The sequence below is a fragment of the Streptomyces sp. NPDC049954 genome (assembly GCF_040656295.1).
Classification (GTDB): Bacteria; Actinomycetota; Actinomycetes; order Streptomycetales; family Streptomycetaceae; genus Streptomyces.
Map to the genome: position 1 here is coordinate 646,176 of NZ_JBFALS010000001.1, position 23,836 is coordinate 670,011.

The 23,836-nt window shown below is 72.6% G+C and carries 20 protein-coding genes; 7 read left to right on the forward strand and 13 right to left on the reverse strand.

Annotated elements, in window-relative coordinates:
* The 3 genes from mmsB to chvE form a co-directional block, all read right to left on the reverse strand.
* A complete protein-coding gene (gene mmsB, locus AB0J21_RS02700) occupies positions 1-1,251 on the reverse strand; it encodes a multiple monosaccharide ABC transporter permease (protein WP_363143934.1) in 1,251 nt (416 codons plus the stop codon).
* Positions 1,248-2,834 carry a multiple monosaccharide ABC transporter ATP-binding protein gene (mmsA, locus tag AB0J21_RS02705; RefSeq protein ID WP_363143935.1) on the reverse strand — a complete coding sequence of 529 codons (1,587 nt, stop codon included), beginning with the start codon at positions 2,832-2,834 and terminating at the stop codon, positions 1,248-1,250. Before mmsA ends, mmsB begins: the two co-directional genes overlap by 4 nt.
* An 84-nt stretch (positions 2,835-2,918) precedes the next feature.
* Positions 2,919-4,031, reverse strand: a complete 1,113-nt coding sequence (gene chvE / locus AB0J21_RS02710; protein WP_363143936.1) for a multiple monosaccharide ABC transporter substrate-binding protein — start codon at positions 4,029-4,031, stop codon at positions 2,919-2,921.
* A gap of 523 nt (positions 4,032-4,554) precedes the next feature.
* Between chvE and AB0J21_RS02715 the strand changes: the two genes are divergently transcribed.
* The 5 genes from AB0J21_RS02715 to AB0J21_RS02735 all read left to right on the forward strand — a co-directional run bounded on the left by AB0J21_RS02715 (position 4,555) and on the right by AB0J21_RS02735 (position 9,862).
* Positions 4,555-5,634 (forward strand): LacI family DNA-binding transcriptional regulator, encoded by a 1,080-nt coding sequence (locus AB0J21_RS02715; RefSeq protein ID WP_363143937.1) that lies wholly within the window; start codon positions 4,555-4,557, stop codon positions 5,632-5,634.
* A 125-nt stretch (positions 5,635-5,759) separates the two neighbouring features.
* Positions 5,760-6,317 carry a GNAT family protein gene (locus AB0J21_RS02720; protein WP_363143938.1) on the forward strand — a complete coding sequence of 186 codons (558 nt, stop codon included), beginning with the start codon at positions 5,760-5,762 and terminating at the stop codon, positions 6,315-6,317.
* Between the two features lie 220 nt (positions 6,318-6,537).
* Complete coding sequence (gene tdh / locus AB0J21_RS02725; RefSeq protein ID WP_363143939.1) at positions 6,538-7,566, forward strand: L-threonine 3-dehydrogenase; 1,029 nt, start codon at positions 6,538-6,540, stop codon at positions 7,564-7,566.
* Between the two features lie 55 nt (positions 7,567-7,621).
* Positions 7,622-8,821 carry a glycine C-acetyltransferase gene (locus AB0J21_RS02730; RefSeq protein ID WP_363143940.1) on the forward strand — a complete coding sequence of 400 codons (1,200 nt, stop codon included), beginning with the start codon at positions 7,622-7,624 and terminating at the stop codon, positions 8,819-8,821.
* 141 nt (positions 8,822-8,962) lie between these two features.
* Positions 8,963-9,862 (forward strand): LysR family transcriptional regulator, encoded by a 900-nt coding sequence (locus AB0J21_RS02735; RefSeq protein WP_363143941.1) that lies wholly within the window; start codon positions 8,963-8,965, stop codon positions 9,860-9,862.
* Positions 9,863-9,901: 39 nt separating this feature from the next.
* On the opposite strand, the gene AB0J21_RS02740 is transcribed toward AB0J21_RS02735, so the two are convergent.
* The 4 genes from AB0J21_RS02740 to AB0J21_RS02755 all read right to left on the reverse strand — a co-directional run bounded on the left by AB0J21_RS02740 (position 9,902) and on the right by AB0J21_RS02755 (position 13,958).
* A complete protein-coding gene (locus AB0J21_RS02740; protein WP_363143942.1) occupies positions 9,902-11,329 on the reverse strand; it encodes an NAD(P)/FAD-dependent oxidoreductase in 1,428 nt (475 codons plus the stop codon).
* Between the two features lie 112 nt (positions 11,330-11,441).
* Entirely contained in the window at positions 11,442-12,011 is a 570-nt protein-coding gene (locus tag AB0J21_RS02745) for a GNAT family protein (protein ID WP_363143943.1), read from the reverse strand.
* A 57-nt stretch (positions 12,012-12,068) separates the two neighbouring features.
* The gene (locus tag AB0J21_RS02750) at positions 12,069-12,962 is read right to left on the reverse strand and encodes an inositol monophosphatase family protein (protein WP_363143944.1); all 894 of its coding nucleotides are present in this window, start codon (positions 12,960-12,962) and stop codon (positions 12,069-12,071) included.
* 120 nt (positions 12,963-13,082) lie between these two features.
* Positions 13,083-13,958 carry an NmrA family NAD(P)-binding protein gene (locus AB0J21_RS02755; protein ID WP_363143945.1) on the reverse strand — a complete coding sequence of 292 codons (876 nt, stop codon included), beginning with the start codon at positions 13,956-13,958 and terminating at the stop codon, positions 13,083-13,085.
* A 128-nt stretch (positions 13,959-14,086) separates the two neighbouring features.
* On the opposite strand from AB0J21_RS02755, the gene AB0J21_RS02760 reads away from it, so the two are divergent.
* A complete protein-coding gene (locus tag AB0J21_RS02760) occupies positions 14,087-14,821 on the forward strand; it encodes a TetR/AcrR family transcriptional regulator (RefSeq protein WP_363143946.1) in 735 nt (244 codons plus the stop codon).
* Positions 14,822-14,856: 35 nt separating this feature from the next.
* Here AB0J21_RS02760 and AB0J21_RS02765 read toward each other — a convergent pair whose 3' ends face one another.
* The 6 genes from AB0J21_RS02765 to AB0J21_RS02790 all read right to left on the reverse strand — a co-directional run bounded on the left by AB0J21_RS02765 (position 14,857) and on the right by AB0J21_RS02790 (position 22,302).
* Positions 14,857-16,662, reverse strand: coding sequence for a gamma-glutamyltransferase (locus AB0J21_RS02765; RefSeq protein ID WP_363143947.1), 1,806 nt, complete (start codon positions 16,660-16,662; stop codon positions 14,857-14,859).
* 164 nt (positions 16,663-16,826) lie between these two features.
* A complete protein-coding gene (locus tag AB0J21_RS02770; protein WP_363143948.1) occupies positions 16,827-17,873 on the reverse strand; it encodes an oligopeptide/dipeptide ABC transporter ATP-binding protein in 1,047 nt (348 codons plus the stop codon).
* Positions 17,874-17,919: 46 nt separating this feature from the next.
* Positions 17,920-18,963 carry an ABC transporter ATP-binding protein gene (locus AB0J21_RS02775; protein WP_363143949.1) on the reverse strand — a complete coding sequence of 348 codons (1,044 nt, stop codon included), beginning with the start codon at positions 18,961-18,963 and terminating at the stop codon, positions 17,920-17,922.
* Entirely contained in the window at positions 18,960-19,781 is an 822-nt protein-coding gene (locus AB0J21_RS02780) for an ABC transporter permease (RefSeq protein WP_363144089.1), read from the reverse strand. Before AB0J21_RS02780 ends, AB0J21_RS02775 begins: the two co-directional genes overlap by 4 nt.
* Before the next feature lie 65 nt (positions 19,782-19,846).
* Positions 19,847-20,800: an ABC transporter permease gene (locus tag AB0J21_RS02785; protein ID WP_363143950.1), complete on the reverse strand. Its 954-nt coding sequence runs from the start codon at positions 20,798-20,800 to the stop codon at positions 19,847-19,849.
* A complete protein-coding gene (locus AB0J21_RS02790) occupies positions 20,797-22,302 on the reverse strand; it encodes an ABC transporter substrate-binding protein (RefSeq protein ID WP_363143951.1) in 1,506 nt (501 codons plus the stop codon). Before AB0J21_RS02790 ends, AB0J21_RS02785 begins: the two co-directional genes overlap by 4 nt.
* A 435-nt stretch (positions 22,303-22,737) precedes the next feature.
* Between AB0J21_RS02790 and AB0J21_RS02795 the strand changes: the two genes are divergently transcribed.
* Complete coding sequence (locus AB0J21_RS02795; protein WP_363144090.1) at positions 22,738-23,802, forward strand: biotin/lipoate A/B protein ligase family protein; 1,065 nt, start codon at positions 22,738-22,740, stop codon at positions 23,800-23,802.
* Positions 23,803-23,836 lie beyond the last annotated feature (34 nt).

Here is a 23,836-nt window from a genome sequence, read left to right on the forward strand (position 1 = left end):
TCAGGACACCCCGCGCCGCTTGTTCCAGACGTCGAAGCCGACGGCGGCCAGCAGGACGAGGCCCTTGATGACCTGCTGCCAGTCGGTGCCGATACCGACGAGGTTCATGCCGTTGTTGAGGACGCCGAGGACGAGACCACCGATGATCGCGCCCAGTACGGTGCCGACCCCGCCGCTCATGGAGGCGCCTCCGATGAACGAGGCGGCGATGGCCTCCAGTTCGAAGTTGATGCCGGCCTTCGGGGAGGCCGCGTTGAAGCGTGCGGCGAACACGAGTCCGGCGAGCGCCGCGAGGACCCCCATGTTGAGGAAGACCGCGAAGGTGATCCGCTTGTCCTTGACGCCGGAGAGCTTGGCGGCGGGCAGGTTGCCGCCGAGCGCGTAGACGTGGCGGCCGATGATGACGTTGCGCATGACGTAGCCGAAGCCGACCACGAGGACCGCGAGGATCAGCAGCACCACGGGGGCGCCCTTGTAGCTCGCGAGCAGCATCGTGACGACGAGGACGGCGGCGACCAGCGCGGTCAGCTTGAGCGCGAACAGTCCGGTGGGCAGCGGCGCCAGCTCGAACTCCCGCTGCCTGCGCCGCTCGCGCAGTTCCTGGAGGACGACGAAGCCCACGAGGAGGAGGCCGAGGAGCAGGGTGAGGTTGTGGTAGTTGGTGTCCGGTCCGACGGAGGGCAGGAAGCCGTTGGAGACCTTCTGCAGGCCGTCCGGGAACGGGCCGAGGGTCTGCCCCTTGAGGAAGATCTCGGTGAAGCCGCGGAAGAGCAGCATTCCGGCGAGCGTCACGATGAAGGAGGGGATGCCCAGATAGGCGATGAAGAAGCCCTGCATGGCTCCCGCCGCCGCGCCCAGCAGCAGGCACAGCACGACCGCGAGGGGCCAGGCCATGTGGTGGTCGACCATGAGGACGGCGCCGACCGCGCCGACCAGGGCGGTGAGTGAGCCGACGGACAGGTCGATGTGCCCGGCGATGATCACCACCATCATGCCGATGGCGAGGATCAGGATGTAGCTGTTCTGCAGGACCAGGTTGGAGACGTTGCGGGGCAGCAGCAGGTCCCCGCCGGTCCACGCCTCGAACAGCACGACGATCAGGCCGAGCGCGATCAGCATGCCGTACTGGCGCATGTTGCGGCGCATCGCGTCGGCGAGCAGCCCGAGCAGTCCCCGGCCGGCGGCGCCGGGCTTCTTCACGCCGGTGGGCGGGGTGCCGGCTGGTTTTCCCTCGGTGAGGTTGGCGCTCATGAGTCCTGTCCCTCGCTGTGTGCCCCGGCGCGGCTCTCGGCGGCCCGGGTGTCCTTGGTCATGAGCCGCATCAGCGTCTCCTGGTCGGCCTGCTCGCGCGGCACCTCGCCGGTGAGCCGGCCGGCCGCCATCGTGTAGATGCGGTCGCACATTCCGAGCAGTTCGGGAAGCTCGGAGGAGATGAAGACGACGGCCTTGCCCTCGGCGGCCAGCCGGTCGATCACCGTGTAGATCTCGTACTTGGCGCCCACGTCGATCCCGCGCGTGGGTTCGTCGAGGATGAGCACCTCGGGCCCGGCGAAGATCCACTTGCTGAGGACGACCTTCTGCTGGTTGCCGCCGGAGAGCCGGCCGACCGGCTCCATGATGTGCGGGGCGCGGATGTTCATCGAGGTGCGGAAGGACTCGGCGACGCGGCGCTCCTCGTGCGCGTCCACGACCGAGTGCCGGGCCACCTTGCGCAGCGCGCCGAGGGTGATGTTGCTCTTGACGGTGTCGATGAGGTTGAGCCCGTAGTACTTGCGGTCCTCGGTGACGTAGGCGATGCCGTGTCCGATGGCCTCGGGCACGGTGCGGGTGCGTACCGGGGCCCCGTCGCGCAGGACGGTGCCGCCCGCGTGCCGGCCGTAGGAGCGCCCGAAGACGCTCATCGCGAGTTCGGTGCGGCCCGCTCCCATGAGTCCCGCGATGCCGACGATCTCGCCGCGGCGCACGTTCACCGAGACGGAGTCCACGACCTTGCGCTGCTGGTCGACGGGGTGGAAGACGGTCCAGTCCCGGATCTCCAGCGCGGGCTGCTCCCCCGAGTCCGCGGTGTACGGGCTGCGTTCGGGGAAGCGGTGGTCGAGGTCGCGGCCGACCATTCCGCGGATGATGCGTTCCTCGGTGGTCTCGGGGGCCTTGACGTCGAGCGTCTCGACGGTGCGGCCGTCGCGCAGGATGGTCACCGAGTCGGCGACGGCGGCGATCTCGCCGAGCTTGTGCGAGATGATGATCGAGGTGATGCCCTGTTCCTTGAGTTCCAGGATCAGGCGCAGCAGGGCGGCGCTGTCCTCGTCGTTGAGCGCGGCCGTCGGCTCGTCGAGGATCAGCAGCTTCACCTCCTTCGCCAAGGCCTTGGCGATCTCCACGAGTTGCTGCTTGCCGACGCCGATGTCGGAGACCCTGGTCTGCGGGTTGTCCGCCAGTCCGACGCGGCGCAGCAGCCGTGAGGCCTCACCCAGGGTGCGGTGCCAGCTGATGACACCCCGGCTGGCGCGTTCGTTGCCGAGGAAGATGTTCTCGGCCAGGGACAGGTACGGAACCAGGGCCAGCTCCTGGTGGATGATGACGATTCCGCGCTTCTCGCTGGCCCGGATGTCGCGGAACCGGCAGGGCTCGGACTCGAACAGGACCTCGCCCTCGTAACTGCCGTGCGGGTGGACCCCGCTGAGGATCTTCATCAGCGTCGACTTGCCGGCGCCGTTCTCCCCGCAGATGGCGTGCACCTCTCCGGCGCGCACCGAGAGGGAGACGTCGGAGAGGGCCTTGACGCCGGTGAAGGACTTGACGATCGAGCGCATCTCCAGGACGGGTGCCGGCATGGCTCCGCCTTTCTTGGTGGTCAGCACTACTTCTCTGTGATCGGTACGGGGGCCCGGCCGGCGCGCGACCGGCCGGGGACGCCGTCAGTTGAGCTGGCTCTGCTTGTAGTAGCCGGAGTCGACGAGTTCCTTGGTGTAGTTGGACTTGTCGACGCTCACCGGCTTGAGCAGGAAGGCGGGCACGACCTTCTTGCCGTTGTCGTAGGTCTTGGTGTCGTTGACCTTCGGCTTCTTGCCGTTGAGCACGGCGTCGGCCATGTCGGCCGCGACCTCGGCGAGCGCGCGGGTGTCCTTGTAGACGGTCATCGTCTGCTCGCCCGCGATGATCGACTTGACCGAGGCGAGTTCGGCGTCCTGCCCGGTGACCACGGGCAGCGGCTTGCTCTTGCTGCCGTAGTCGTCGGACTTGAGGGCGGAGAGGATGCCGATGGAGATGCCGTCGTACGGCGAGAGCACCGCGTCGACCTTGCTGTGCGCGTAGCTGGAGGTGAGCAGGTCGTCCATGCGCTTCTGGGCGGTGCCGCCGTCCCAGCGCAGGGTGGTGATCTGGTTGAGCTTGGTCTGCTTCGAGCGCACCACGAGCTGCTTCTTGTCGATGTACGGCTGGAGGACCTTCATCGCGCCGTCGAAGAAGTAGCGGGTGTTGTTGTCGTCGTTGGAGCCGGCGAACAGCTCGATGGAGAAGGGGCCCTTCTTCGAGCCGTCGGCGAGGCCCAGCTTGTCCAGGATGTAGTTGCCCTGGAGCTGTCCGACCTTCTCGTTGTCGAAGGAGGCGTAGTAGTCGACGTTGGGGCTGCCGAGGATGAGCCGGTCGTAGGAGATCACCGGGATGTCGGCGTCGGCGGCCTGCTGGAGCACGTTGCTCAGGGCCCGTCCATCGATGGCGGCGACCACGAGTGCGTCCACGCCCTGCGTGATCATGTTCTCGATCTGCGAGACCTGCTGGTCCGGGTCGTCCTCGCCGTACTGGAGGGTCGTCTTGTAGCCGGCCTTCTTGAGCGAGGAGACCATGTTCTTGCCGTCGGCGATCCAGCGCTCCGAGGACTTCGTCGGCATCGCGATCCCGACGGTCGCGTCGTTCGCCTTCTTGTCCTCCTTGCTGCCGCCCTCACTGTCCTGGCCGCAGGCGGCCAGGCTCAGGCTCAGGGCGGCGGCGCAGAGCAGCGCGGGCAGGGTGTGGCGTTGACGCATCGTCATCAGTCCTTGTCGTTCTCTTCGTCGAGAGGTCGGGGAGGTACACACGAAGGGCGGCGCCGCCCCTGCGGCGACTGGGTGCGCAGACGCATGTTTGCGCTAACAATCGGCTGGGGCAAGGGTCTGTACGGGCTTTCTCCTCCACCGGCCCGGAATGTTTCCGGACCGTGTCCTTCAGGGGGCCGATTCGGGTGAGGACGCGTGGATTTCTGTCACTCGACGAGCGAACTCGCTTGGGAGTGGTCGACTTTGATGGAACCCCTGCGGCAACTTACCGCCCATTGAGGCTTTTTGGGACCTCGTTTGGTGGAAATTGAGGAGCCCGCACCGGCGAGGACGCGAGGGCGGAGCCCGCCCGGCGGGGCCGGTGTCCGGAATGCCGGGGTACGGTGGCCGCCCGCCGCCCCCGGCAGCCGGGGTGCGGACGCCGGGGCGGCAAGCGCTTGCCACCACAGGACCCGACGAGCGGGGGCGCACGGGCGGTGACCCCGGGTAACCTGCTGCACGCCGATCGGGAGGAGGGGCTTTGTCACGCTCCGCGAAGACTTCGCGACCGCCGACGATGGCGGACGTGGCCCGGGTGGCCGGGGTGTCCCATCAGACCGTCTCGCGGGTCCTGAGCGGTCATCCCCATGTGCGCGAGGCGACCCGGGAGCAGGTGCACGCGGCCGTCGCGCGGCTCGGCTACCGCCGCAACCCCGCGGCCCGCGCGCTGGTGACCCGGCGCACCAGGACCATCGGGGTGATCGCCGTCAACACCACGCTGCACGGGCCCGCCTCGACGCTCGCCGGGGTCCAGGAGGCGGCGCGCGACCAGGGGTACCTCGTGTCGGTGGTGACCCTGCGCACCACCGACGGGTCCGCGCTCGCCGAGGCCGTCGAACACCTCGCGGCCTGGGGGGTGGACGGGGCCGTGGCCATCACCCCGCAGCGCGAGACCGTGCGGGCGCTGGCCGGTCTGCGCACCCCGTTCCCCGTGGTGACCGTGGAGGGCGGGCACCGGCTGCCGCTGCCCGGAGTGTCCATGGACCAGGCCGGCGGGGCCCGCCTGGTGACCGCCCACCTGCTGGGCTGCGGCCACTCCACCGTGTGGCACGTAGCGGGCCCGCAGAACTGGCTGGAGAGCGAGGCCAGGACCCAGGGGTGGCGGGCGGCCCTGGAGGAGGCCGGCGCCCCGGTGGTGGCCCCCCTGCACGGCGACTGGAGTCCGCAGTCCGGCTACCGCGCCGGTCAGGCCCTCGCCCGGCTGGTGGCACCGGCCGGGCGGACACCTCCCGGCAGCGGTCCCGCACCCCGCGGGGAGCCCGTACCCGTGCGGGCGGTGTTCGTCGCGAACGACCAGATGGCGCTGGGGGTGCTGCGGGCCTTCCGGGAGGCGGGGGTGCGCACCCCCGAGGACGTGGCGGTCGCCGGTTTCGACGACATCCCGGAGGCCGAGTTCTTCCCGCCGCCGCTCACCACGGTGCGGCAGGACTTCACCGCGGTCGGGCGCAAGAGCATCGCCCTGCTCATCGAGCACATCGAGGGCCGGGCGAAGGAGGTGACCCATCTGACGGTCGCCCCGCGACTGATCGTCCGGGCCAGCACCCGCCCGTCCGGGCCGTGATCGCGCACCACCCGTCCGAGTGCCGCGCCGGGCTGATCCACACCACCGGCGGGCCGGTCCCGCACCGCCCGTCCACGCCCCGACGCGCCCGTCGGGGGCCACGCTGACCAGCGTAATCTCCTGCCATGCCGAAAACAGAGACCGTCCTCGCCGACGGCATCCGGATACGTCCGCTCGCCCCGGGGGACACCAGCGCCCTCCTCGACGCGTACGTACGCAACCGCGCCCATCTGCGCCCCTTCGAACCCGACCGGGGCGAGGATTTCTACACCCTCGACGGCCAGGCCCGGCGGCTGAGCGACCAGCTCTCCGCGCAGGAGGCGGGCGCCCTGTTCGGCTGGGTGCTCCTCGACGGGGAACGCGTCGTCGGGACGGTGACGCTGTCGCACCTCGTGCGCGGACCGCTGTCCAGCGCCAACCTCGGCTACTGGATCGACCAGGAGTACGGGGGCAGGGGGCTGGCCTCGGCCGCGGCCCGGTTCGCGTGCGCGTACGCCGACGAGGGGCTGCGCCTGCACCGTGTCGAGGCCGGGACACTGCTCGACAACCTGGGATCGCAGCGCGTCCTGGCCAAGTGCGGGTTCTCCGTCATCGGCGACGCCGCCCAGTTCCTGCACATCGACGGCGCGTGGCGCGACCACCGGCTCTTCCAGCGCATCCTGCACGACGGCCCGCCGCGCTGACCCGCCCGGGGGTGCGGGCGGGGCCCGGCAGCGCGGGGTCTGAAGGAAAGCTGCGCGGGCGGTTAAGAAAACCTCGATGGACCCGGCGCTCCCGGGTGGGCAGGATTCCCGCAGAGGCGGTGCGTGCCCTGCCGGGCGCGGGGTCCCGCCCGCACCCTCACCCCCGCCGGGGTACGACGGCTCCCGCCGCGCCCGGCGCGCACAGAACAGGAGCCGCCCCGTGAAGGCGCTGGTCAAGGAGAAGGCGGAGCCCGGACTCTCGCTCGTGGAGGTGCCCCGGCCGCAGACCGGCCCCGACGACGTGCTGATCAAGGTGTCCAGGACCGGTATCTGCGGCACCGACCTGCACATCCGCAACTGGGACGGCTGGGCCCAGCAGGCCGTGCGCGCCCCGCTCGTGGTGGGCCACGAGTTCGCCGGCGAGGTGGTCTCGACGGGCCCCAACGTCACCGGGGTCTCCGTGGGCGACCTGGTGAGCGGCGAGGGGCACCTCGTGTGCGGCAAGTGCCGCAACTGTCTGGCCGGCCGCCGCCACCTGTGCCGGGCGACCGTGGGCCTGGGGGTGGGCCGGGACGGCTGCTTCGCCGAGTACGTCGTACTGCCCGCCTCCAACGTGTGGGTGCACCGCTCCCCCGTCGACCTGGACGTGGCCGCGATCTTCGACCCCTTCGGCAACGCCGTGCACACCGCGCTGTCCTTCCCGCTGGTCGGCGAGGACGTCCTGATCACGGGCGCGGGTCCGATCGGCCTCATGGCGGCGGCTGTCGCCAAACACGCCGGGGCCCGCAACGTCGTGGTCACCGACGTGAGCGAGGAGCGGCTGGCGCTGGCCCGCAAGATCGGCGTGGACCTCGCGCTCGACGTGTCCCGCTCCTCGATCGCCGAGGGCCAGCGCGAGCTGGGCCTGCGCGAGGGCTTCGACGTGGGCCTGGAGATGTCCGGGAACCCGGCAGCGGCCCGCGACATGATCGCGAACATGACGCACGGCGGGAAGATCGCCATGCTCGGCCTGCCCGCCGAGGAGTTCGCCGTCGACTGGGCGCGGATCGTCACCTCGATGATCACGATCAAGGGCATCTACGGCCGCGAGATGTTCGAGACCTGGTACGCGATGTCGGTGCTGCTCGAAGGCGGGCTCGACCTGTCCCCCGTCATCACCGGACGCTATCCGGCCGCCGACTTCGAGGCCGCCTTCGCGGACGCGGCGAGCGGCCGGGGCGGCAAGGTCATCCTCGACTGGACCGTCTGAGCCCGTCCGCTCCCCCGCCACTCCTTTCCGCCTCTTCACTCCGGGAGACACCCCCATGTTCGACTCCGTGCGCGACGGCCTGCGGGCCACACTCGACGAGATCACCGCGGCCGGACTGCACAAGCCCGAGCGGGTCATCGGCACCCCGCAGTCGGCGACCGTCGACGTCACCGGCGGCGGCCGCCCCGGCGAGGTGCTCAACTTCTGCGCCAACAACTACCTGGGCCTCGCCGACCACCCCGAGGTGATCGCCGCCGGGCACGAGGCCCTGGACCGCTGGGGCTACGGCATGGCCTCGGTGCGGTTCATCTGCGGTACCCAGGAGGTGCACAAGGAGCTGGAGGCGCGGCTTTCGGCGTTCCTCGGGCAGGAGGACACGATCCTCTACTCCTCGTGCTTCGACGCGAACGGCGGGGTCTTCGAGACGCTGCTGGGCGCTGAGGACGCGGTCATCTCCGACGCGCTCAACCACGCCTCGATCATCGACGGCATCCGGCTGTCGAAGGCCCGGCGGCTGCGGTACGCCAACCGCGACATGGCCGACCTGGAGAAGCAGCTCCAGGACGCCTCCGGCGCGCGCCGGAAGCTGATCGTGACCGACGGCGTGTTCTCGATGGACGGCTACCTGGCGCCGCTGCCGGAGATCTGCGACCTCGCCGAGCGCTACGACGCGATGGTCATGGTCGACGACTCGCACGCGGTCGGCTTCGTCGGCGCGGGCGGGCGCGGCACCCCCGAACTGCACGGCGTCATGGACCGCGTCGACATCCTCACCGGGACCCTCGGCAAGGCGCTCGGCGGGGCCTCGGGCGGCTATGTGGCGGCCCGCGCGGAGATCGTCGCGCTGCTGCGCCAGCGCTCGCGCCCGTACCTGTTCTCCAACAGCCTCGCGCCGGTCATCGCGGGCGCCTCGCTCAAGGTCCTCGACCTCCTGGAGTCGGCCTCCGGCCAGCGCGAACAGCTCATCGAGAACACGGAACGCTTCCGTGCGCGGATGACCGCGGCCGGCTTCGACCTGCTGCCGGGGCAGCACGCGATCGTCCCCGTCATGTTCGGCGACGCGAGCGTCGCGGGGCGGATGGCGGAGCTGCTGCTGGAGCGCGGCGTCTACGTCACGGCCTTCTCGTACCCGGTGGTCCCGCAGGGCCAGGCCCGCATCCGGGTCCAGCTGTCCGCCGCGCACACGGCCGAGGACGTGGACCGGGCCGTGGACGCCTTCGCCTCGGCCCGCGAGGCGCTGGGCGCCGAGGGCTGAGCAGCGCCCGCCGCCGCCCGGGACCGTGGCCTGAGCCGCGCTCTCCGCTCGGTGTCCCGGCCGGGGGCCGTCCCGGAGCCTTCTCGGCTCCTGCGGGCGGCCCCCGGCCGCGGCCGTCGCCCGGTTTGGGACAATCGGTCCATGATTGAAGCGCGTCGGCTGCACATCCTGCGTGCGGTCGCGGACCACGGGACGGTGACGGCGGCCGCCGCCGCCCTCTACCTGACCCCCTCGGCCGTCTCCCAGCAGCTCAGCGCCCTGGAGCAGGAGACCGGCCACCGGCTCGTGGAACGCTCGGCACGCGGGGTGCGGCTCACCCCGGCCGGGGAGATCCTGCTCTCCCACACCCACGTGGTGCTGGCCCAGCTGGAGCGGGCCGAGGCGGAACTCGCGGCGTACAGCTCGGGGGCCTCGGGCACGGTGACCGTCACCTCGTTCGCGACCGGGATCGGCCTCGTCGTCGCCCCCGCCCTCGCCGTCCTCGCCGACACCGCGCCGGGCATACGGGTGCGGGTGCGGGACGCGGAGGGGGACGCGAGCCTGCCGATGGTCCTGGACCGGCAGACGGACATCGCGGTCGCCGTCGAGTACCGGGGCGCGCCCGGCGCCGACGATCCCCGGCTGACCCGGGTCGCGCTGTACGCCGAGCCCTTCGACGCGGTGCTGCCGCTCGCCCACCCGCTGGCCGCCGCGCCCCGCGTCCCCCTCGGCGACCTCTCGGGGGACACCTGGATCGGCCCGTTCCCGGGCAACCCGTGCCACGACGTGGTGGTCCTGGCCTGCGAGCACGCGGGCTTCCAGCCGACGCTGGAACATCTCTCCGACGACTTCCGGGCCGTGGTCGCGCTGGCCTCGGCGGGCGTGGGCGTGGCCCTCGTACCACGTTCGGCGCTGCGCGGGATGGACCTCACGGACGTCGTGGTGCGCCCGGTGGACGGTATCGCCCCGACCCGCCGCGTGTTCGCCGCCGTACGGTGCGGGGCGGAGGAACACCCGCTGATCCGCCCGGTGCTGGACGCGCTGGGGAAGGTGGCGGGGTAGGCGGGCGCGCCCGGTACTCCGCCCCCGGCGCCGCTCGTCTCAGCGGGCCTCGGAGGCGCGCAGCGCCTTCCACACCGCGCGCGCCGCGTTGTGGCCGGACATGCCGTGCACCCCGGGGCCCGGCGGGGTCGCCGAGGAGCACAGGAAGACGGCCGGGTGGGCGGTCGCGTACGGGCGGGCGGTAAGGCGGGGCCGCAGCAGGAGCTGGAGCCCGCTGGCCGCCCCGCACGCGATGTCGCCGCCGACGTAGTTCGCGTTGCGGGCGGCCAGCTGCGCCGGGCCGGCCGTGGCCCGCGCCAGGACGCGATCCTTGAACCCCGGTGCGAAACGCTCCAGTTGGCGTTCGATCGCGTCCGTGAGATCCCCGTCCCAGCGGTTCGGGACATGGCCGTACGCCCAGAACACCTGCTTGCCCTCGGGGGCCCGGGAGGGGTCGGCGAGGCTGGGCTGGACGGTGATGAGGAAGGGCGGTGAGGGCGCGCGCCCTTCGCGGGACACCGCCTTGAGGGCCCGGGAGATCTCTCCGCTGTCCGCGCCGATCTGCACGGTGCCCGCGCGCCGGGCCTCCTCGGCCGTCCACGGCACCGGCCCGTCGAGGGCGTAGTCGACCTTGAACACGCCGGCCCCGTACCGGTACCCGTCGAAGGCCCGGCCGAGACCGGCGATGCGGGCGGCGGCGTGCGGGGAGGTGTCGAAGAGGTAGGCGCGGGCGGGCGGCAGGTCGTCGAGGCGCTTGACCTCGTAGTCGGTGTGCACCGATCCGCCGAGATCCTTGAGGTACGCGGTGAGCGCGTCGGGCACGGCCTGCGAACCGCCCCGGGCGACCGGCCAGCCGTAGGCGTGCGCGGCGAGCGCGAAGACGAGTCCGACCGCGCCGGTGGCGATCCCGCCGAGCGGGGCGATGACGTGGGCGACCAGCCCGGCGAACAGGGCGCGGGCCCGCTCGCCCCGGAAGCGGCGCAGCAGGACGGTGGCGGGCGGCAGCCCGGCGAGACCGAAGCGGGCGAGCGTCAGCGGGTCGCGGGGCAGCGCGGTACCGGGCAGCGCCGTGAAGTCGCGCAGGAGGCTGTCCCAGCGGCCGAGGAACGGGGCCACCAGACGTCGGTAGGCACCGGCGTCGCGCGGGCCGAAGGAGGCCGCCGTCTCCCCCACCGAGCGGGCCAGTACGGCCGCGCTGCCGTCCAGGAAGGGGTGGGCCATGGGCAGTTCGTGGTGCAGCCAGCGCAGGCCGTAGCGCTCCAGGGGCAGGGCGCGGAAGGCCGGGGAGCTGATGCCGAGCGGGTGGGCTGCGGAGCACGGGTCGTGGCGGAAGCCGGGGAGGGTCAGTTCCTCGGTGCGGGCGCCGCCGCCTACCGTCTCCTTGGCCTCGAAGACCGCCACCGACCGCCCGCGCCGGGCCAGTTCGACCGCGGCGGTCAGTCCGTTGGGACCGGCCCCCACGACCACCACGTCCAGCAACGACGACACCTTCGGTCTCCTTCGTCAGCCGACGGCTGTGACCATCAGGATATGCCCGGCCCCGGGCGGCCCGGCCGGGGGCGCGGCAGCGCGCGGCCCCGGGGAGGGCGCCCGGATCGGCTCAGAGGGTGTCCAGCCGCAGGCACCAGTCCTCGGAGTCCTCCCAGTGGCCCTTCGGGTACTCCGTGGACACGGTGCCCAGGAGGGTGAACCCGGCTTTGCGGCACACCGCGTTGGAGGCGGGGTGATCGCTGCGGGGGTAGGCGTGCAGTTCGCGGTGGCGGCCGTCCTCGGCGGCGCGGTGGGCCACCGCGCGGGCGGCGTGGGAGGCCAGACCCCTGCCCTGGTGGCCGGGCAGGACCGCCCAGCCGGTCTCCCACACGACGTGGCGCCCGGGCGCGCCGGCGGTGCCGGGGAGAGGGGCGACCGGGTCGAAGCCCTCGGGCCCCGTGGTGTGTTCCCAGAAGGCGATGGAACCCGCGGTCTCGCCCGTGTCGGCGCGGACCACGCGGAAGACCCCGCCGGGTTGCGAGCGGTCGAGGTAGCGCGCGTGCCGGCTGAGCAACTTCTCCTCGCTCTCGGGCCCGCCCAAGTGCTCGGTCATCTCGGGGGTGTTGGCCGCCCGCAGTAGCCAGAGGTCGTCCTCCGTCCAGGGCTGGAGAAGGACCCGGGACGCGTCTGCTTGAGTCATGGGCGGAACTCTAGGCGCGGGGTACGACAACGCCGTCCCGGGCCGCCCGGCGGACGGTCATCCGGCGAGCAGGGCCCGTATCCGCTCGGCGGTCGCCGCGTCGCGGGCGGCGGTGAAGGGCAGCGCGTTGCCGCCGGTGATGCGGAAGGGCTCCCCGCTGCGGGTGCGGTGCTCGCCGCCGGTCTCGGTGACCAGGAGCAGGCCCGCCGCGTGGTCCCAGGCCAGCTCCCAGCTGAAGGCGACGGCGGCGAGTTCGCCGCGGGCCACGGCCAGGTACTCCAGTCCGGCCGAACCGCAGGGCCGGGGCCGGACGCCTTCGGTGCGCAGCCCGGACAGGGCGCGCTTCTGGTCCTCGGTCGTGTAGTCCGGGTGGGAGGTGGCCACGTCGAGCGGGGCGAGCGGGTCCGGGGCGGGGGCGGTCAGAGGCCGGCCGTTGAGCGTCGCCCCACCGCCCCGCACGGCGATCGCCATCTCCTCCAGGACCGGGGCGTACGTCCAGGAGGCCAGGACCTCCCCGCCCACCGCGAGCGCGACCAGGGTGCAGAAGCCGGTGTCGCCCCGGACGAACTGCCGGGTGCCGTCGACCGGGTCGACGATCCACACCGGGTCGGGGCCGCGCAGCGCCTCGTACCGCGCCGGGTCCGCGGCCACGGCCTCCTCGCCGACGACGCGCGAACCGGGCAGCAGGGCGGGCAGGGCCCCGGTGAGCAGGTGTTCGGCCTCGCGGTCCGCGACGGTCACGAGGTCGTGCGGCGCGGACTTCTCGCTGATCTCCTCGGCCGCGAGCCGCCGGAACCGGGGCAGGACGGCCGAGGCCACCGCTTCCCGCACGGCCGCCTCCACCGCGGCAACGCCGCCGTCCTTGAGGAACGCCGCCACGCGGTGCACGGGGTTCTCCGCGTTCGTGAGGTTCGTGACGTTCGTGGCGTTCTGCTTCTTGTCGTCGATCATGTCCTCCATGAGAGCACGCGCCGCTGACAACCCACCGCTCCGAGGTGAAGGGTGGGTGGCGGGTGGCCGAACTCCTGGTTCCGCCACCCGCGCGCCGTCGCCCCTCGCAGGTGCGGCGGGTCAGCCCGTGACAGCCGGCTTGAGCACCGCCTCGCACCACGTGCGGAAGTCCGTGGGCGCGGGGGTGTACGGGGCGTTCAGCTCGGCGTCGTAGGCCCCGTCGTTCTGCGCCTCGGCCATGGCGACCATGCCCTGGGCCCAGGCGGGGGTGCCGAACTGCTCCATCGTGGACCGGTAGGTCTCCAGGTCGGCCTGCTGGTAGCGCACCGGGCGCTCCAGGACCTCCGACATGACCTCGGCGAGGCCCTCGGGGGTGAGTTCGTCGGCGCTGGAGACGACGACGCTCCCCTGGCCGCTCCAGGAGTCGTCGCGCAGCAGTCGCGCGGCCCGGTCGGCGATGTCGCGGGTGGCGACGACCGGCAGGACCTGGTCGGCCCTGCTCGGCAGGAAGAAGAGGCCCTGCTCGCGGATCGCCCCGGCCATACCGAGGAGGTTCTCCATGTAGAAGGGCATCGCGAGGCTCCGGTAGGCCACCCCGGTGCTCTCGATCAGCTCGTCCATCCGGAAGGCGGGGGTGAGCTGACCGGCGTCCTTTCCGTAGCCCCGGCCCAGGCTGGAGACGGCCACGACGCGGCGCACACCCTGCTCGGTGATCGCCTCGCAGGCCGGGCGGGTGAACGACAGGTAGTGCTCCAGGATGTCGTCCGCGCGTGGGTTCGGCGGCACGAGCCAGAACAGGCCGCCCGCCCCCGCGAGGGCGCGCTTCAGGACGTCCGGGTCGTCGTGCGAGCCCTCGACGACCTCCACGCGTGCGCGCGGACCGGGGTCGAGGCGGGCGGGGTCGCGGACGACGACCCGGACGTCCTCTCCGGCGCCGACGAGCGACGCGAGTACCTGGTGGCCGACCTGGCCGGTGGGGGTGGTGACGACGATCATGGGGGCCTCCGGGACTTGGTCCGACTGATTCCGCGGTGCTGCTTTTACGCACCGTTTCCATCGCTAACACTTTCACGTTAACGCACGATCCGAAGAGCCGGTAACAGGATGTTGTTAACATCGCCATCATGGAGTCTCGTGCCACGACCGTCGCGGACGGCAACCGTGCCCGTATCGTCGAAGCCGCTGTCCGGCTGCTGAGCGAGGGCGGCCGGGAGGCCGTGTCGACCCGCGCGGTGAGCAGCGCCGCGGGCGTCCAGGCCCCCACTCTCTACCGGCTGTTCGGGGACAAGCGGGGGCTGCTCGACGCGGTCGTCGCGCACGGTTTCCAGGCCCATCTGGACAGCAAGGCGGACATCGCGCCGAGCGGTGACCCGGTCGAGGACCTGCGCGACGGCTGGGACCTGAACGTCGCCTTCGGGCTCGCCAACCCGACGCTGTACTCGCTCATGTACGGCGAGCCGCACCCCGGGGAGCGGCCGCCCGCGGCGGTCGCCGCCGCCGCACACCTCGCGGGGCACATCCGTCGCGTGGCCGAGGCGGGCCGGCTGCGGGTCCCCGAGGAGCGGGCGGCGCAACTCGTCCACGCGGCGGGCTGCGGTACGACGCTCTCGCTCATCGCGATGCCGGAGGACCGCCGGGACACGGAGCTGTCCGTCATGGCGCGCGAGGCGGTCATCGCGGCGATCACCACCGACGCCCCGGTCGCGGCCACCCCCGGCCCCGCGGGCGCGGCGATCGCCCTGCGCGCCGCGCTGCCCACGACCTCCGCCCTGAGCGCCCCGGAGCGCGGCCTGCTGGCGGAGTGGCTCGGCCGCATCGCCCGGGAACAGGAGCGGGGCGCGAGCCCGGTCGTTCCGTAGCTCGCGCCCCGCCGTTCCCCGGGTTCCTTCCCGGGTCAGCGCCCCACGGCGTAGCCCTGCATGCCGCGCGGGTTGGCGGCGGCGGAGAGCACGCCGGTGCGCGGATCGCGGGCGACCGCGCACAGCCGGCCCTCCGACCACGGTTCGCCGACGGTCACCTCGTGGCCCAGGCGGCGCAGTTCGGCGACGGTCTCCTCGTCCATGCGCTCCTCGACGGTGAGGCTGCCGGGCGTCATGGCGCGCGGGTAGAAGGAGCCGGGGAACGCGTCGGTGTGCCAGTTGGGCGCGTCGATCGCGCCCTGGAGGTCGAGTCCGCCACGCACCCGCTCCCGCAGGGCGACGGCGAGGAAGAAGTGGAGCTGCCACTGGTCCTGCTGGTCGCCGCCCGGGGTCCCGAAGGCGAGCACCGGCACGCCCTCGCGCAGCGCGAGCGAGGGGCTGAGCGTGGTGCGCGGACGGCGGCCGGGCGTGAGGGTGTTGGGCAGCCCCTCGTCGAGCCAGGCCATCTGGAGCCGGGTGCCGAGCGGGAAGCCGAGTTCGGGCACGACCGGGTTGGACTGGAGCCAGCCGCCGCTCGGCGTGGCGGCGATCATGTTGCCCCAGCGGTCGACGATGTCGAGGTGGCAGGTGTCGCCACGCGTCGCGCCGTCCTTCGCGACGGTCGGCTCGCCTGCCCCGGCGACCGGCCCGTCCTGCCCGGCGAGCCCCCGCTCCCCGGCCGCGACGGCGCGGGCGTGCGCGGACAGCACCGGCTCGCGCCCCTCGGGGCTGCCCGGGCGCAGTGCGTACGAGGCGCTGTCCCCGATGAGGGAGCGGCGGCCGGCGTTGTACTCCTCGGACAGCAGCGCGTCGAGCGGGACCTCCCGCGCGTCCCCGTACCAGGCCTCGCGGTCGGCCATGGCGAGCTTGCAGCCCTCGACGAGCCGGTGGACGTAGGGGGCGGAGCCGTACGCGGGCAGTTCCGGGGGCAGCAGGGCGAGCTGCTGGAGGAAGGCGGGGCCCTGGCTCCAGCCACCGGCCTTGCACACCGTCCACCCGTTCCACTCGTAGCGCGCGGGTTCCTCGTACGAGGCGCAGTGGGCGGCGAGGTCGGCGGCGGTGAGGGTCCCGGTGTGGTGCTCCCCGCTCGTGTCGAGGGTGGGCCGGGCGGCCTGGCGGACCAGGGCCTCGGCTATGAAGCCCTCGCGCCACACGGTGCGGGCCGCCTCGATCTGCGCGGTGCGGTCGGCGCCACCGGTCTGCTCGGCCTCGGCGATCAGCCGGCGCCAGGTCGCGGCGAGCGCGGGGTTGCGGAAGAGTTCGCCGGGCTGCGGGGAGCGCCCGTCCTTGAGGTAGACCTCGGCGGAGGAGGTCCACTCCTGCTCGAAGAGGGCGCGCACCGTCTCCACGGTCTTCCCGACGCGTTCGACGGGGGCGTGGCCGTCCTCGGCGTACCCGATGGCGAACCTGAGCACCTCGGCGAGGGTCTTGGTGCCGTGGTCGCGCAGCAGGGTCATCCAGGCGTCGAAGGCGCCGGGCACGGCGGCGGCCAGCGGGCCGGTGCCGGGCACGAGCGCGAGACCGAGGGAGCGGTAGTGCCCGACGCTCGCCCCGGCGGGCGCGGGGCCCTGGCCGCTCAGGACGCGCACCTCGCCGCCGGCCGGGGCGAGGATGATCGGCACCTCCCCGCCCGGCCCGTTGAGGTGCGGTTCCACGACGTGCAGGACGAAGCCGGCGGCCACGGCCGCGTCGAAGGCGTTCCCGCCGTCCTCCAGCACCGCCATGGCCGATTGGGAGGCGAGCCAGTGGGTCGAGGAGACCATGCCGAAGGTGCCCTGGAGGGTGGGGCGGGTGGTGAACATACCTGCTCTGCCTATCTGTTGACGGAAGTGGAGAGGTGCGGGGGGGGCCGGGCCGCGCGGGCTGCGGAGTTCTCCCCGCCGGCCTGCCGGTCACCCGGGAAGCTGTCAACCGTGCCGCGTACGAGAGGCCGGGTCCGGTGGGTGGCGGCGGGAGACGCCCTCGCTCACCGGGCGGGGCCGGCCGCCACCTCGGGGGCGGTGCCCTCCTCGGACACGAGGTGGCAGGAGACGCGGCGCGTGCCGTCCGGCAGGGTGCGCAGCTCGGGGATCTGTGTACGGCAGCGGTCCACGGCCACGGGGCAGCGGGTGTGGAAGCGGCAGCCGGGCGGGGGTGCGAGCGGGCTGGGCAGGTCGCCGCCGAGCACGATGCGTTCGCGGCTGCGCTGGTCGACCGGGTCGGGGACCGGAGCGGCGGACAACAGGGCTTGCGTGTAGGGGTGCTTGGGGTCGGCGAAGAGTTCCGCGGTGGGCGCCTCCTCCACGATCTGGCCCAGGTACATGACGGCGATGCGGTCGGCGAGGAACTCGACGGCGGCCAGGTCGTGGGTGATGAACAGGCAGCCGAAGCCCCGTTCGCGCTGGAGGTCGGCGAGCAGGTTCAGCACGGAGGCCTGCACGGAGACGTCGAGCGCCGAGGTCGGTTCGTCGGCCACCAGCAGTTCGGGGTCGACGGACAGCGCGCGGGCGATGGAGATGCGCTGGCGCTGCCCGCCGGAGAGTTCGTGCGGGTGCCGGTCGGCGTGTTCGGGGCGCAGGCCGACCTGGGCGAGGAGCGCGGCGACCCGTTCGCGGGCCGCGTCCCCCTTGGCGAGTCCGTGCAGCCGCAGCGGTTCGGCGATGATCTGCCCGACGGTCATCCGGGGGTCGAGCGAGGAGGAGGGGTCCTGGAAGACGAGGTGGAACTTCCTGCGCAGAGGCCGCAGCGCCCGCCGCGACATGCGGGTGACGTCCCTCCCGTCGATGCGCACGGTGCCCTCGGTGGGCTCGTCGAGGCGCACGACGCAGCGGCCCACGGTGGACTTCCCGCTGCCCGATTCGCCGACCAGGCCGAGGACTTCACCGCGGCCGATGCTCAGGCTCACCCCGTCGACGGCGCGCACGACCCCCTTGTCGGCGGCGAAGTGCCGTTTGAGGCCGTCCACTTCGAGTACGGCGTCGCTCGCGGCCGGGGCCGGGCGCTTCGCTGCGGTGCTGGGCGAGGTGGTGCTCACGGCCGGGCCTCCTGGGTCGGGACGGAAGGGCGGGTGCGGTCGCTCGTCATGCGCCGGCCCCCGCGTGGGGGTGCCAGCAGGCGGCCAGGTGTCCGGCGCCGGCGGCGCCGAGCGCCGCGAAGCGGGGGCGGCCGGTGGTGCAGGTGTCGGTGGCGCGGGCGCAGCGCGGTGCGAAGGTGCAGGCGTCGGGCTGGCTCTCCAGGCTCGGTACGAGACCGGGGATCTCGGGGAGCCGGCGCTTGCCCTCGCCTCCGGGGCGCAGGACGGCGCCGAGCAGCCCGTGGGTGTAGGGGTGGCCCGGCTGCTCGTACAGCTCGTGGACGGGCGCCTCCTCGACGCCGCGGCCCGCGTACATGACCAGGACGCGGTCGGCGGCGTCGGCGACGACACCGAGGTCGTGGGTGATCAGGACGATCGCGGTGCCCAGGCGTTCGCGCAGGGAGCGCAGGACTTCGAGGATGCCGGCCTGCACGGTGACGTCGAGCGCGGTGGTGGGTTCGTCGGCGATGAGGACGGCCGGGTCGCAGGCGACGGCGATGGCGATCATGACGCGCTGGCGCATGCCGCCGGACAGCTGGTGCGGGTACTCGTCGACGCGGCGGCGCGGGGCGGGGATGCCCACGAGGTCGAGAAGTCCGACGGTCCGCTCGCGGGCCGCCTTCTTCGACAGTCCCTGGTGGCGGCGGAGCACCTCGCCGATCTGCCGGCCGATGGTGAGCACCGGGTTGAGGGAGGTCATGGGCTCCTGGAAGATCATCGCCATGTCCTTGCCGCGCAGCCTCGTCAGCTCCTTCTCCGGGGCGCCGACGAGTTCCCGGCCGGCCAGCCGGATGGACCCGGTGACGGTCGCGGTGGGCGGCAGCAGCCCCATGACGGCCATGGAGGTGACGGACTTCCCGCAGCCCGACTCCCCCACGATCGCGAGGACTTCACCGGGCGCGACCTCGTAGGACACCTGGTCGACGGCGTGCACGGTGCGGGTGTCGGAACGGAAGGACACGGACAGGTCGCGCACGCTGAGGGCGGGGGCGGCGGGCTCCGCGCTCTGCGGGCCGCCCGTCCGGGGGCTGGGGAGGCTGTGCTCGCTCATCGGGTCGCTCCACGGGGGTCGAGGACGTCGCGCAGCCCGTCGCCGAGCAGGTTGAACGCGAGGGTGGCGGCCACGATGGCGAGGCCGGGGAAGACCGCCATCCAGGGCGCGGGCGCGAGGAAGGACTGGGCGCCGGAGAGCATCACGCCGAGCGAGGGGTCGGGCGGCTGGACGCCGAGGCCGAGGAAGCTGAGCAGCGCCTCACCGATGATGGCGGTGGGGATGCCCACGGTGGCCTGGACGATGAGCGCCGAGGTCGCGTTGGGCAGGACGTGCCGGCCCAGCACGGTCGCGTCGCCGCCGCCGTTGGCTGTCGCGGCGTGCACGTAGTCGGCGCCCTTGAGGCGCAGCGTCTCGGCGCGGGTGATGCGGATGACGGCGGGGATCTGCGAGATGCCCACGGCGATGGTCGCGTTGGTCAGCGAGGGGCCGAGCACGGCGGCCAGGCCCACGGCCAGCACGAGGAACGGGAAGGCGAGCAGGGTGTCGGTGATGCGGGACACCACGCTGTCGGTGAGCTTCCCGTAGTAGCCGGAGAGCAGCCCGAGCGGGACCCCGACGAGGAACGCGAGGACGACGGCGAGTACCCCGACCTGCATCGAGGCGCGGGCCCCGTAGAAGACCCGGGAGAGCTGGTCGCGCCCGAGGTCGTCGGTGCCCAGCCAGTGCGCCCAGGAGGGCGCGGACAGGGCGTTGCCGAAGTCGGGCCGGGCCGGGTCGTAGGGGGCCAGGAGCGGCGCGAACAGGGCGACGAGGACGAAGACAAGCGCGATGACGCCGCCGGTCAGGGCGAGCCGGTTGCGGCGCAGGGCGCGCAGCCGGCCGGAGCCGGCGCGCGGGCGCCTCGCGGGGGCCGCCGCGTTCGCGGTGGGCACTGCTGCGGTCACCGGGCACCTCCGAGCCGGATACGCGGGTCGATGACCGAGTACACGAGGTCGACCAGCAGGTTGATGAGGATGTACGCGGCGGAGGTGCACAGCACCACGCCTTGCAGGACCGCGTAGTCACGCGTGAAGACGGAGTCGATGGTGAGCTTCCCGAAGCCGGGCAGGACGAAGATCTGCTCGGTGACGACGGCACCCGAGATGAGGTGGCCGAGTTGCAGCCCGAGCACGGTGACGACGGTGACCAGGGAGTTGCGCAGGGCGTGGCCGCCGATGATCTGGCGGCGGGCCAGGCCCTTGGCGCGGGCGGTGCGCACGTAGTCGGCGGACAGCGAGTCGAGCATCGCCGCCCGGGTCTGCCGCATGACGACGGCGGCCAGTCCCGAGCCGAGCACGATCGCGGGCAGCACCATGCGGCGCAGGTTGTCGAGCGGATCGCTGGTGAAGGGCACGAACCCGGAGGCGGCGAAGACCGGCAGGGCGATCGCGAAGGCCAGGACGAGGACGATACCGAGCCAGAAGGTGGGGATCGACAGGCCGAGCAGGGCGATGCCGTTGGCGAGCCACTCCTCGATCCGGCCGCGCCGCACGGCGGCGACGACCCCGGCGCCGATGCCGAGGACGACCGCGAACAGCAGGGAGAGCGCCGCGAGTTCGAGGGTCACGGGCAGCGCCTGGCCGATCGCGGAGGACACCGGGAGCCCGGTGCGCGCCGAGGTGCCGAGGTCTCCGGTGAGCGCGTGTGCGATGAACCGCCCGTACTGGACCACGAGGTTGTCGTTGAGTCCGTACGCATCGCGGACGGCGGCGAGGGCCTGGGGGCTGCGTTCCTCGCCGGCCAGGGCGATGGCCGGGTCGCCGGGCAGGGCGCGGATTCCGGCGAAGACGACGACGCTGACGAGGAAGAGCGTGATGAGCGACTGGCCCAGGCGCTGGAGCAGGTACTTGGTCATCGGGTGTACCCCGCGTCCTTGACCCGGACGAGCCCGTCGCCGTAGACGTGGACGCCCGAGACGTCCTTGCGGGCGGCCACGTAGTTCTCCTGCCGGTAGAGGTAGACGAGGCCGCGCTGGGCGGTGGCCTCGCGCACGATGTCGCGGTAGAGGGCAACCCGCTTGTCGGGGTCGGCCTCGGTGCGTCCGCGGGCGATGAGGCGGTCCATGGAGGGGGTGCCGATGCCGTACGCGTTCATCGCGCCGGCCGTCGTCAGGAAGCTGGCGATGTTGCCGTCGGGGTCGAGCCGTCCGGACCAGCCGGTCAGGAACGCCTGGTAGTCGCCCTCGTCGCCCTGCTCGATGAGGGTCGCGTACTCGGTGGGGCGCAGGCGGACGTCGAACCCGGCCTCCTTGGCCATGGCCTGGACGACCTGGCCGACGCGGCTGGACTCCGGGGTGGTGGAGACCTTGAGTTCGAGGGGGACGGGGGTTTTGACGCCGGCCTCCTTGAGGAGCCGTTTCGCCTTCGCGACGTCGCGCTTGGGGCACTGCTCGGGGTCGACGCCGGGGGCTGTCGCGGACTGCGGGGATATGGGGCCGCACGCGGGCTGGTACATGCCCTGGAAGACGACCTTGTTGAGGAGATCGCGGTCCAGGGAGAGGTCGAGCGCCTCGCGGACCCGCGGGTCGCTGCCGAGCGGGGTGTTCACCCGGCCGGGCTTCTCGCCGACGCCCTTGGTGTTGCCGATGTTGACCGCCATCGCCTGGTAGCCGAGGGAGGGCGAGTTGAAGAGCTGGAGCCCCGGTTCGGTGAGCACGCTCTGCACGTCGACGGGGGTCATCTGGTCGCCGACCTGGATGTCCCCCGAGCGCAGGTTGGCCAGGCGCACGCTGCCGTCGGGTATGGGCTTGTAGATCACCTTGCCGAGGTGCACGCGGTCGGCGTCGTAGTACCGGGGGTCCTTGGCGAGGACGATGCGGTCGCCGCCGACCCGCTCGACGTAGCGGAAGGGGCCCACGCAGGACGGGTGGTTGGTGAAGTTCTTCCCGTACTTCTTGATCGCGGCGGGCGACAGGATCATCCCGGCGCGGTCGGCGAGCACCGAGGTGAGCGGGGTGTACGCCTGGCCTAGCCGCAGCCGCACGGTCCAGCGTCCGGTCGCGGTGACCTCGCGCACCGGGCCGAGTTCGGTGGCGCGCGCGGAGCCCGCGAGGTCGCGGTGGCGCAGCAGGGAGGTGACGACGGCCGGGGCGTCGAGCCGGGTCCCGTCGCTGAAGCGGGCGTCCTTGCGCACGGGGATGGTCACGACCTTGCCGTCCGCCGAGACCTTCGGCGGCGCGGACGCCAGCTGCGGGACGATCGCGCCCTTCGCGTCGGTGTCGTAGAGCTTCTCGCACATGCCGGCGAAGACGGTGCGGCCCACGAGGGTCTGGGACAGGGTGGGGTCGAGTTTGTCCGGGTCGGAGGCGAGCGCCACGGTGAGTGTGCCGCCGTCCCGTACCGGCCGGTCGTCGGTCATCCGGACGCCGCCGACCTCGGTGGCCGAGGACCGGAGCGAGCCGCAGCCGGCCAATGTGGAGCACACCAGGGCAACTGCCGTGCAGGCAACCGCTGTTCGGCGCACGAGGAGGTACCTCCCGCCAGGGGGTGGATCAGGGATACCGCAGAACGTATTTCGCATACAGTCCGCACCGCAAGGGGGTTGTCCGTATACCGGACGAGCGAGGTCGTGAACTGCGGGTAACCAGCTCGGGCATTGAGGTGTATACAGCACATAAAATCGCGCATAACGCCCTTCCCGCCCCGGCCCGGCGCCCCGGAAGCCCCGCTCAGCCCGGATAACGGCTCGGCCACGGTCCGGGCACGGGGAATCACGCCGCGAGGGATAGCGTTGGCCTTGTCCGGAATGACCGAAGCGCTCGGACCCGGGCGCGCAGCGATGGAGGCGACGGCCGTGCACGGTGAGTACAAGGTCCCCGGGGGCAAACTCGTGGTGGTCGACCTCGGCACGGAGGCCGGGCGGCTGCGCGACGTCCGGGTGGCGGGCGACTTCTTCCTCGAACCCGACGACGCCATCGAGACGATCAACGCCGCCCTGGAGGGCGCGGACGCCTCGACCGACGGGGCCGGACTCGCGGCGCTGGTCGACGCGGCGCTGCCGCCGGGCACCGTGATGTACGGGCTCACCTCGGAGGGCATCGGGATCGCCGTGCGCCGCGCCCTCGCGCACGCCACCGACTGGACCGACTACGACTGGCAGCTCATCCACGACGGACCGCAGCCGGTCGGCCTGCACCTCGCGCTGGACGAGGTGATCACGCAGGAGGTGGCCGCCGGGCACCGGCCGCCCACGCTGCGCGTGTGGGAGTGGTCGGACCCCGCCGTCGTCATCGGCAGCTTCCAGTCCCTGCGCAACGAGGTGGACCCCGAGGGGGCCGCCAGGCACGGCGTGACCGTGGTGCGCCGGGTGACCGGGGGCGGCGCCATGTTCATGGAGGCGGGCAACAGCATCACGTACTCACTGGCGGTGCCCAGCGCCCTGGTCGAGGGCCTGTCCTTCGCCGACAGTTACGCCTATCTCGACGACTGGGTGCTCGCCGCGCTCGGCGACATGGGCATCAGGGCGTGGTACCAGCCGCTCAACGACATCGCGACCGAGGCGGGGAAGATCGCCGGCGCCGCCCAGCGCCGGGTCGCCGCGCCCCAGGGCGGCAGCCCCGCCGTACTGCACCACGTGACGATGGCGTACGACATGGACGCCGACAAGATGACCGAGGTGCTGCGCATCGGCAAGGAGAAGCTGTCCGACAAGGGCACCACGAGCGCCAAGAAGCGCGTCGACCCGCTGCGCCGGCAGACGGGGCTGCCGCGCGCGCAGGTCATCGAGAACATGATCGCCTCCTTCAGCAGCCGCTACGGGCTGACGAAGGGCGAGGTCACCGAGGAGGAGATGGCCAGGGCCCGGGAGCTCGCCCGCACCAAGTTCGACTCGCAGGAGTGGACGGCGCGGGTGCCCTGACCGGCCGCCACGCGCCGGCCACGGCACCGGGACC

Coding starts and splice junctions, on each gene's coding strand:
- mmsB (WP_363143934.1), bottom strand. CDS start 1,251: ATGAGCGCCAACCTCACCGAGGGAAAACCAGCCGGCACCCCGCCCACC.
- mmsA (WP_363143935.1), bottom strand. CDS start 2,834: ATGCCGGCACCCGTCCTGGAGATGCGCTCGATCGTCAAGTCCTTCACC.
- chvE (WP_363143936.1), bottom strand. CDS start 4,031: ATGACGATGCGTCAACGCCACACCCTGCCCGCGCTGCTCTGCGCCGCC.
- AB0J21_RS02720 (WP_363143938.1), top strand. CDS start 5,760: ATGCCGAAAACAGAGACCGTCCTCGCCGACGGCATCCGGATACGTCCG.
- AB0J21_RS02730 (WP_363143940.1), top strand. CDS start 7,622: ATGTTCGACTCCGTGCGCGACGGCCTGCGGGCCACACTCGACGAGATC.
- AB0J21_RS02735 (WP_363143941.1), top strand. CDS start 8,963: ATGATTGAAGCGCGTCGGCTGCACATCCTGCGTGCGGTCGCGGACCAC.
- AB0J21_RS02745 (WP_363143943.1), bottom strand. CDS start 12,011: ATGACTCAAGCAGACGCGTCCCGGGTCCTTCTCCAGCCCTGGACGGAG.
- AB0J21_RS02750 (WP_363143944.1), bottom strand. CDS start 12,962: ATGATCGACGACAAGAAGCAGAACGCCACGAACGTCACGAACCTCACG.
- AB0J21_RS02755 (WP_363143945.1), bottom strand. CDS start 13,958: ATGATCGTCGTCACCACCCCCACCGGCCAGGTCGGCCACCAGGTACTC.
- AB0J21_RS02760 (WP_363143946.1), top strand. CDS start 14,087: ATGGAGTCTCGTGCCACGACCGTCGCGGACGGCAACCGTGCCCGTATC.
- AB0J21_RS02765 (WP_363143947.1), bottom strand. CDS start 16,662: ATGTTCACCACCCGCCCCACCCTCCAGGGCACCTTCGGCATGGTCTCC.
- AB0J21_RS02775 (WP_363143949.1), bottom strand. CDS start 18,963: ATGAGCGAGCACAGCCTCCCCAGCCCCCGGACGGGCGGCCCGCAGAGC.
- AB0J21_RS02785 (WP_363143950.1), bottom strand. CDS start 20,800: ATGACCAAGTACCTGCTCCAGCGCCTGGGCCAGTCGCTCATCACGCTC.
- AB0J21_RS02790 (WP_363143951.1), bottom strand. CDS start 22,302: ATGACCGACGACCGGCCGGTACGGGACGGCGGCACACTCACCGTGGCG.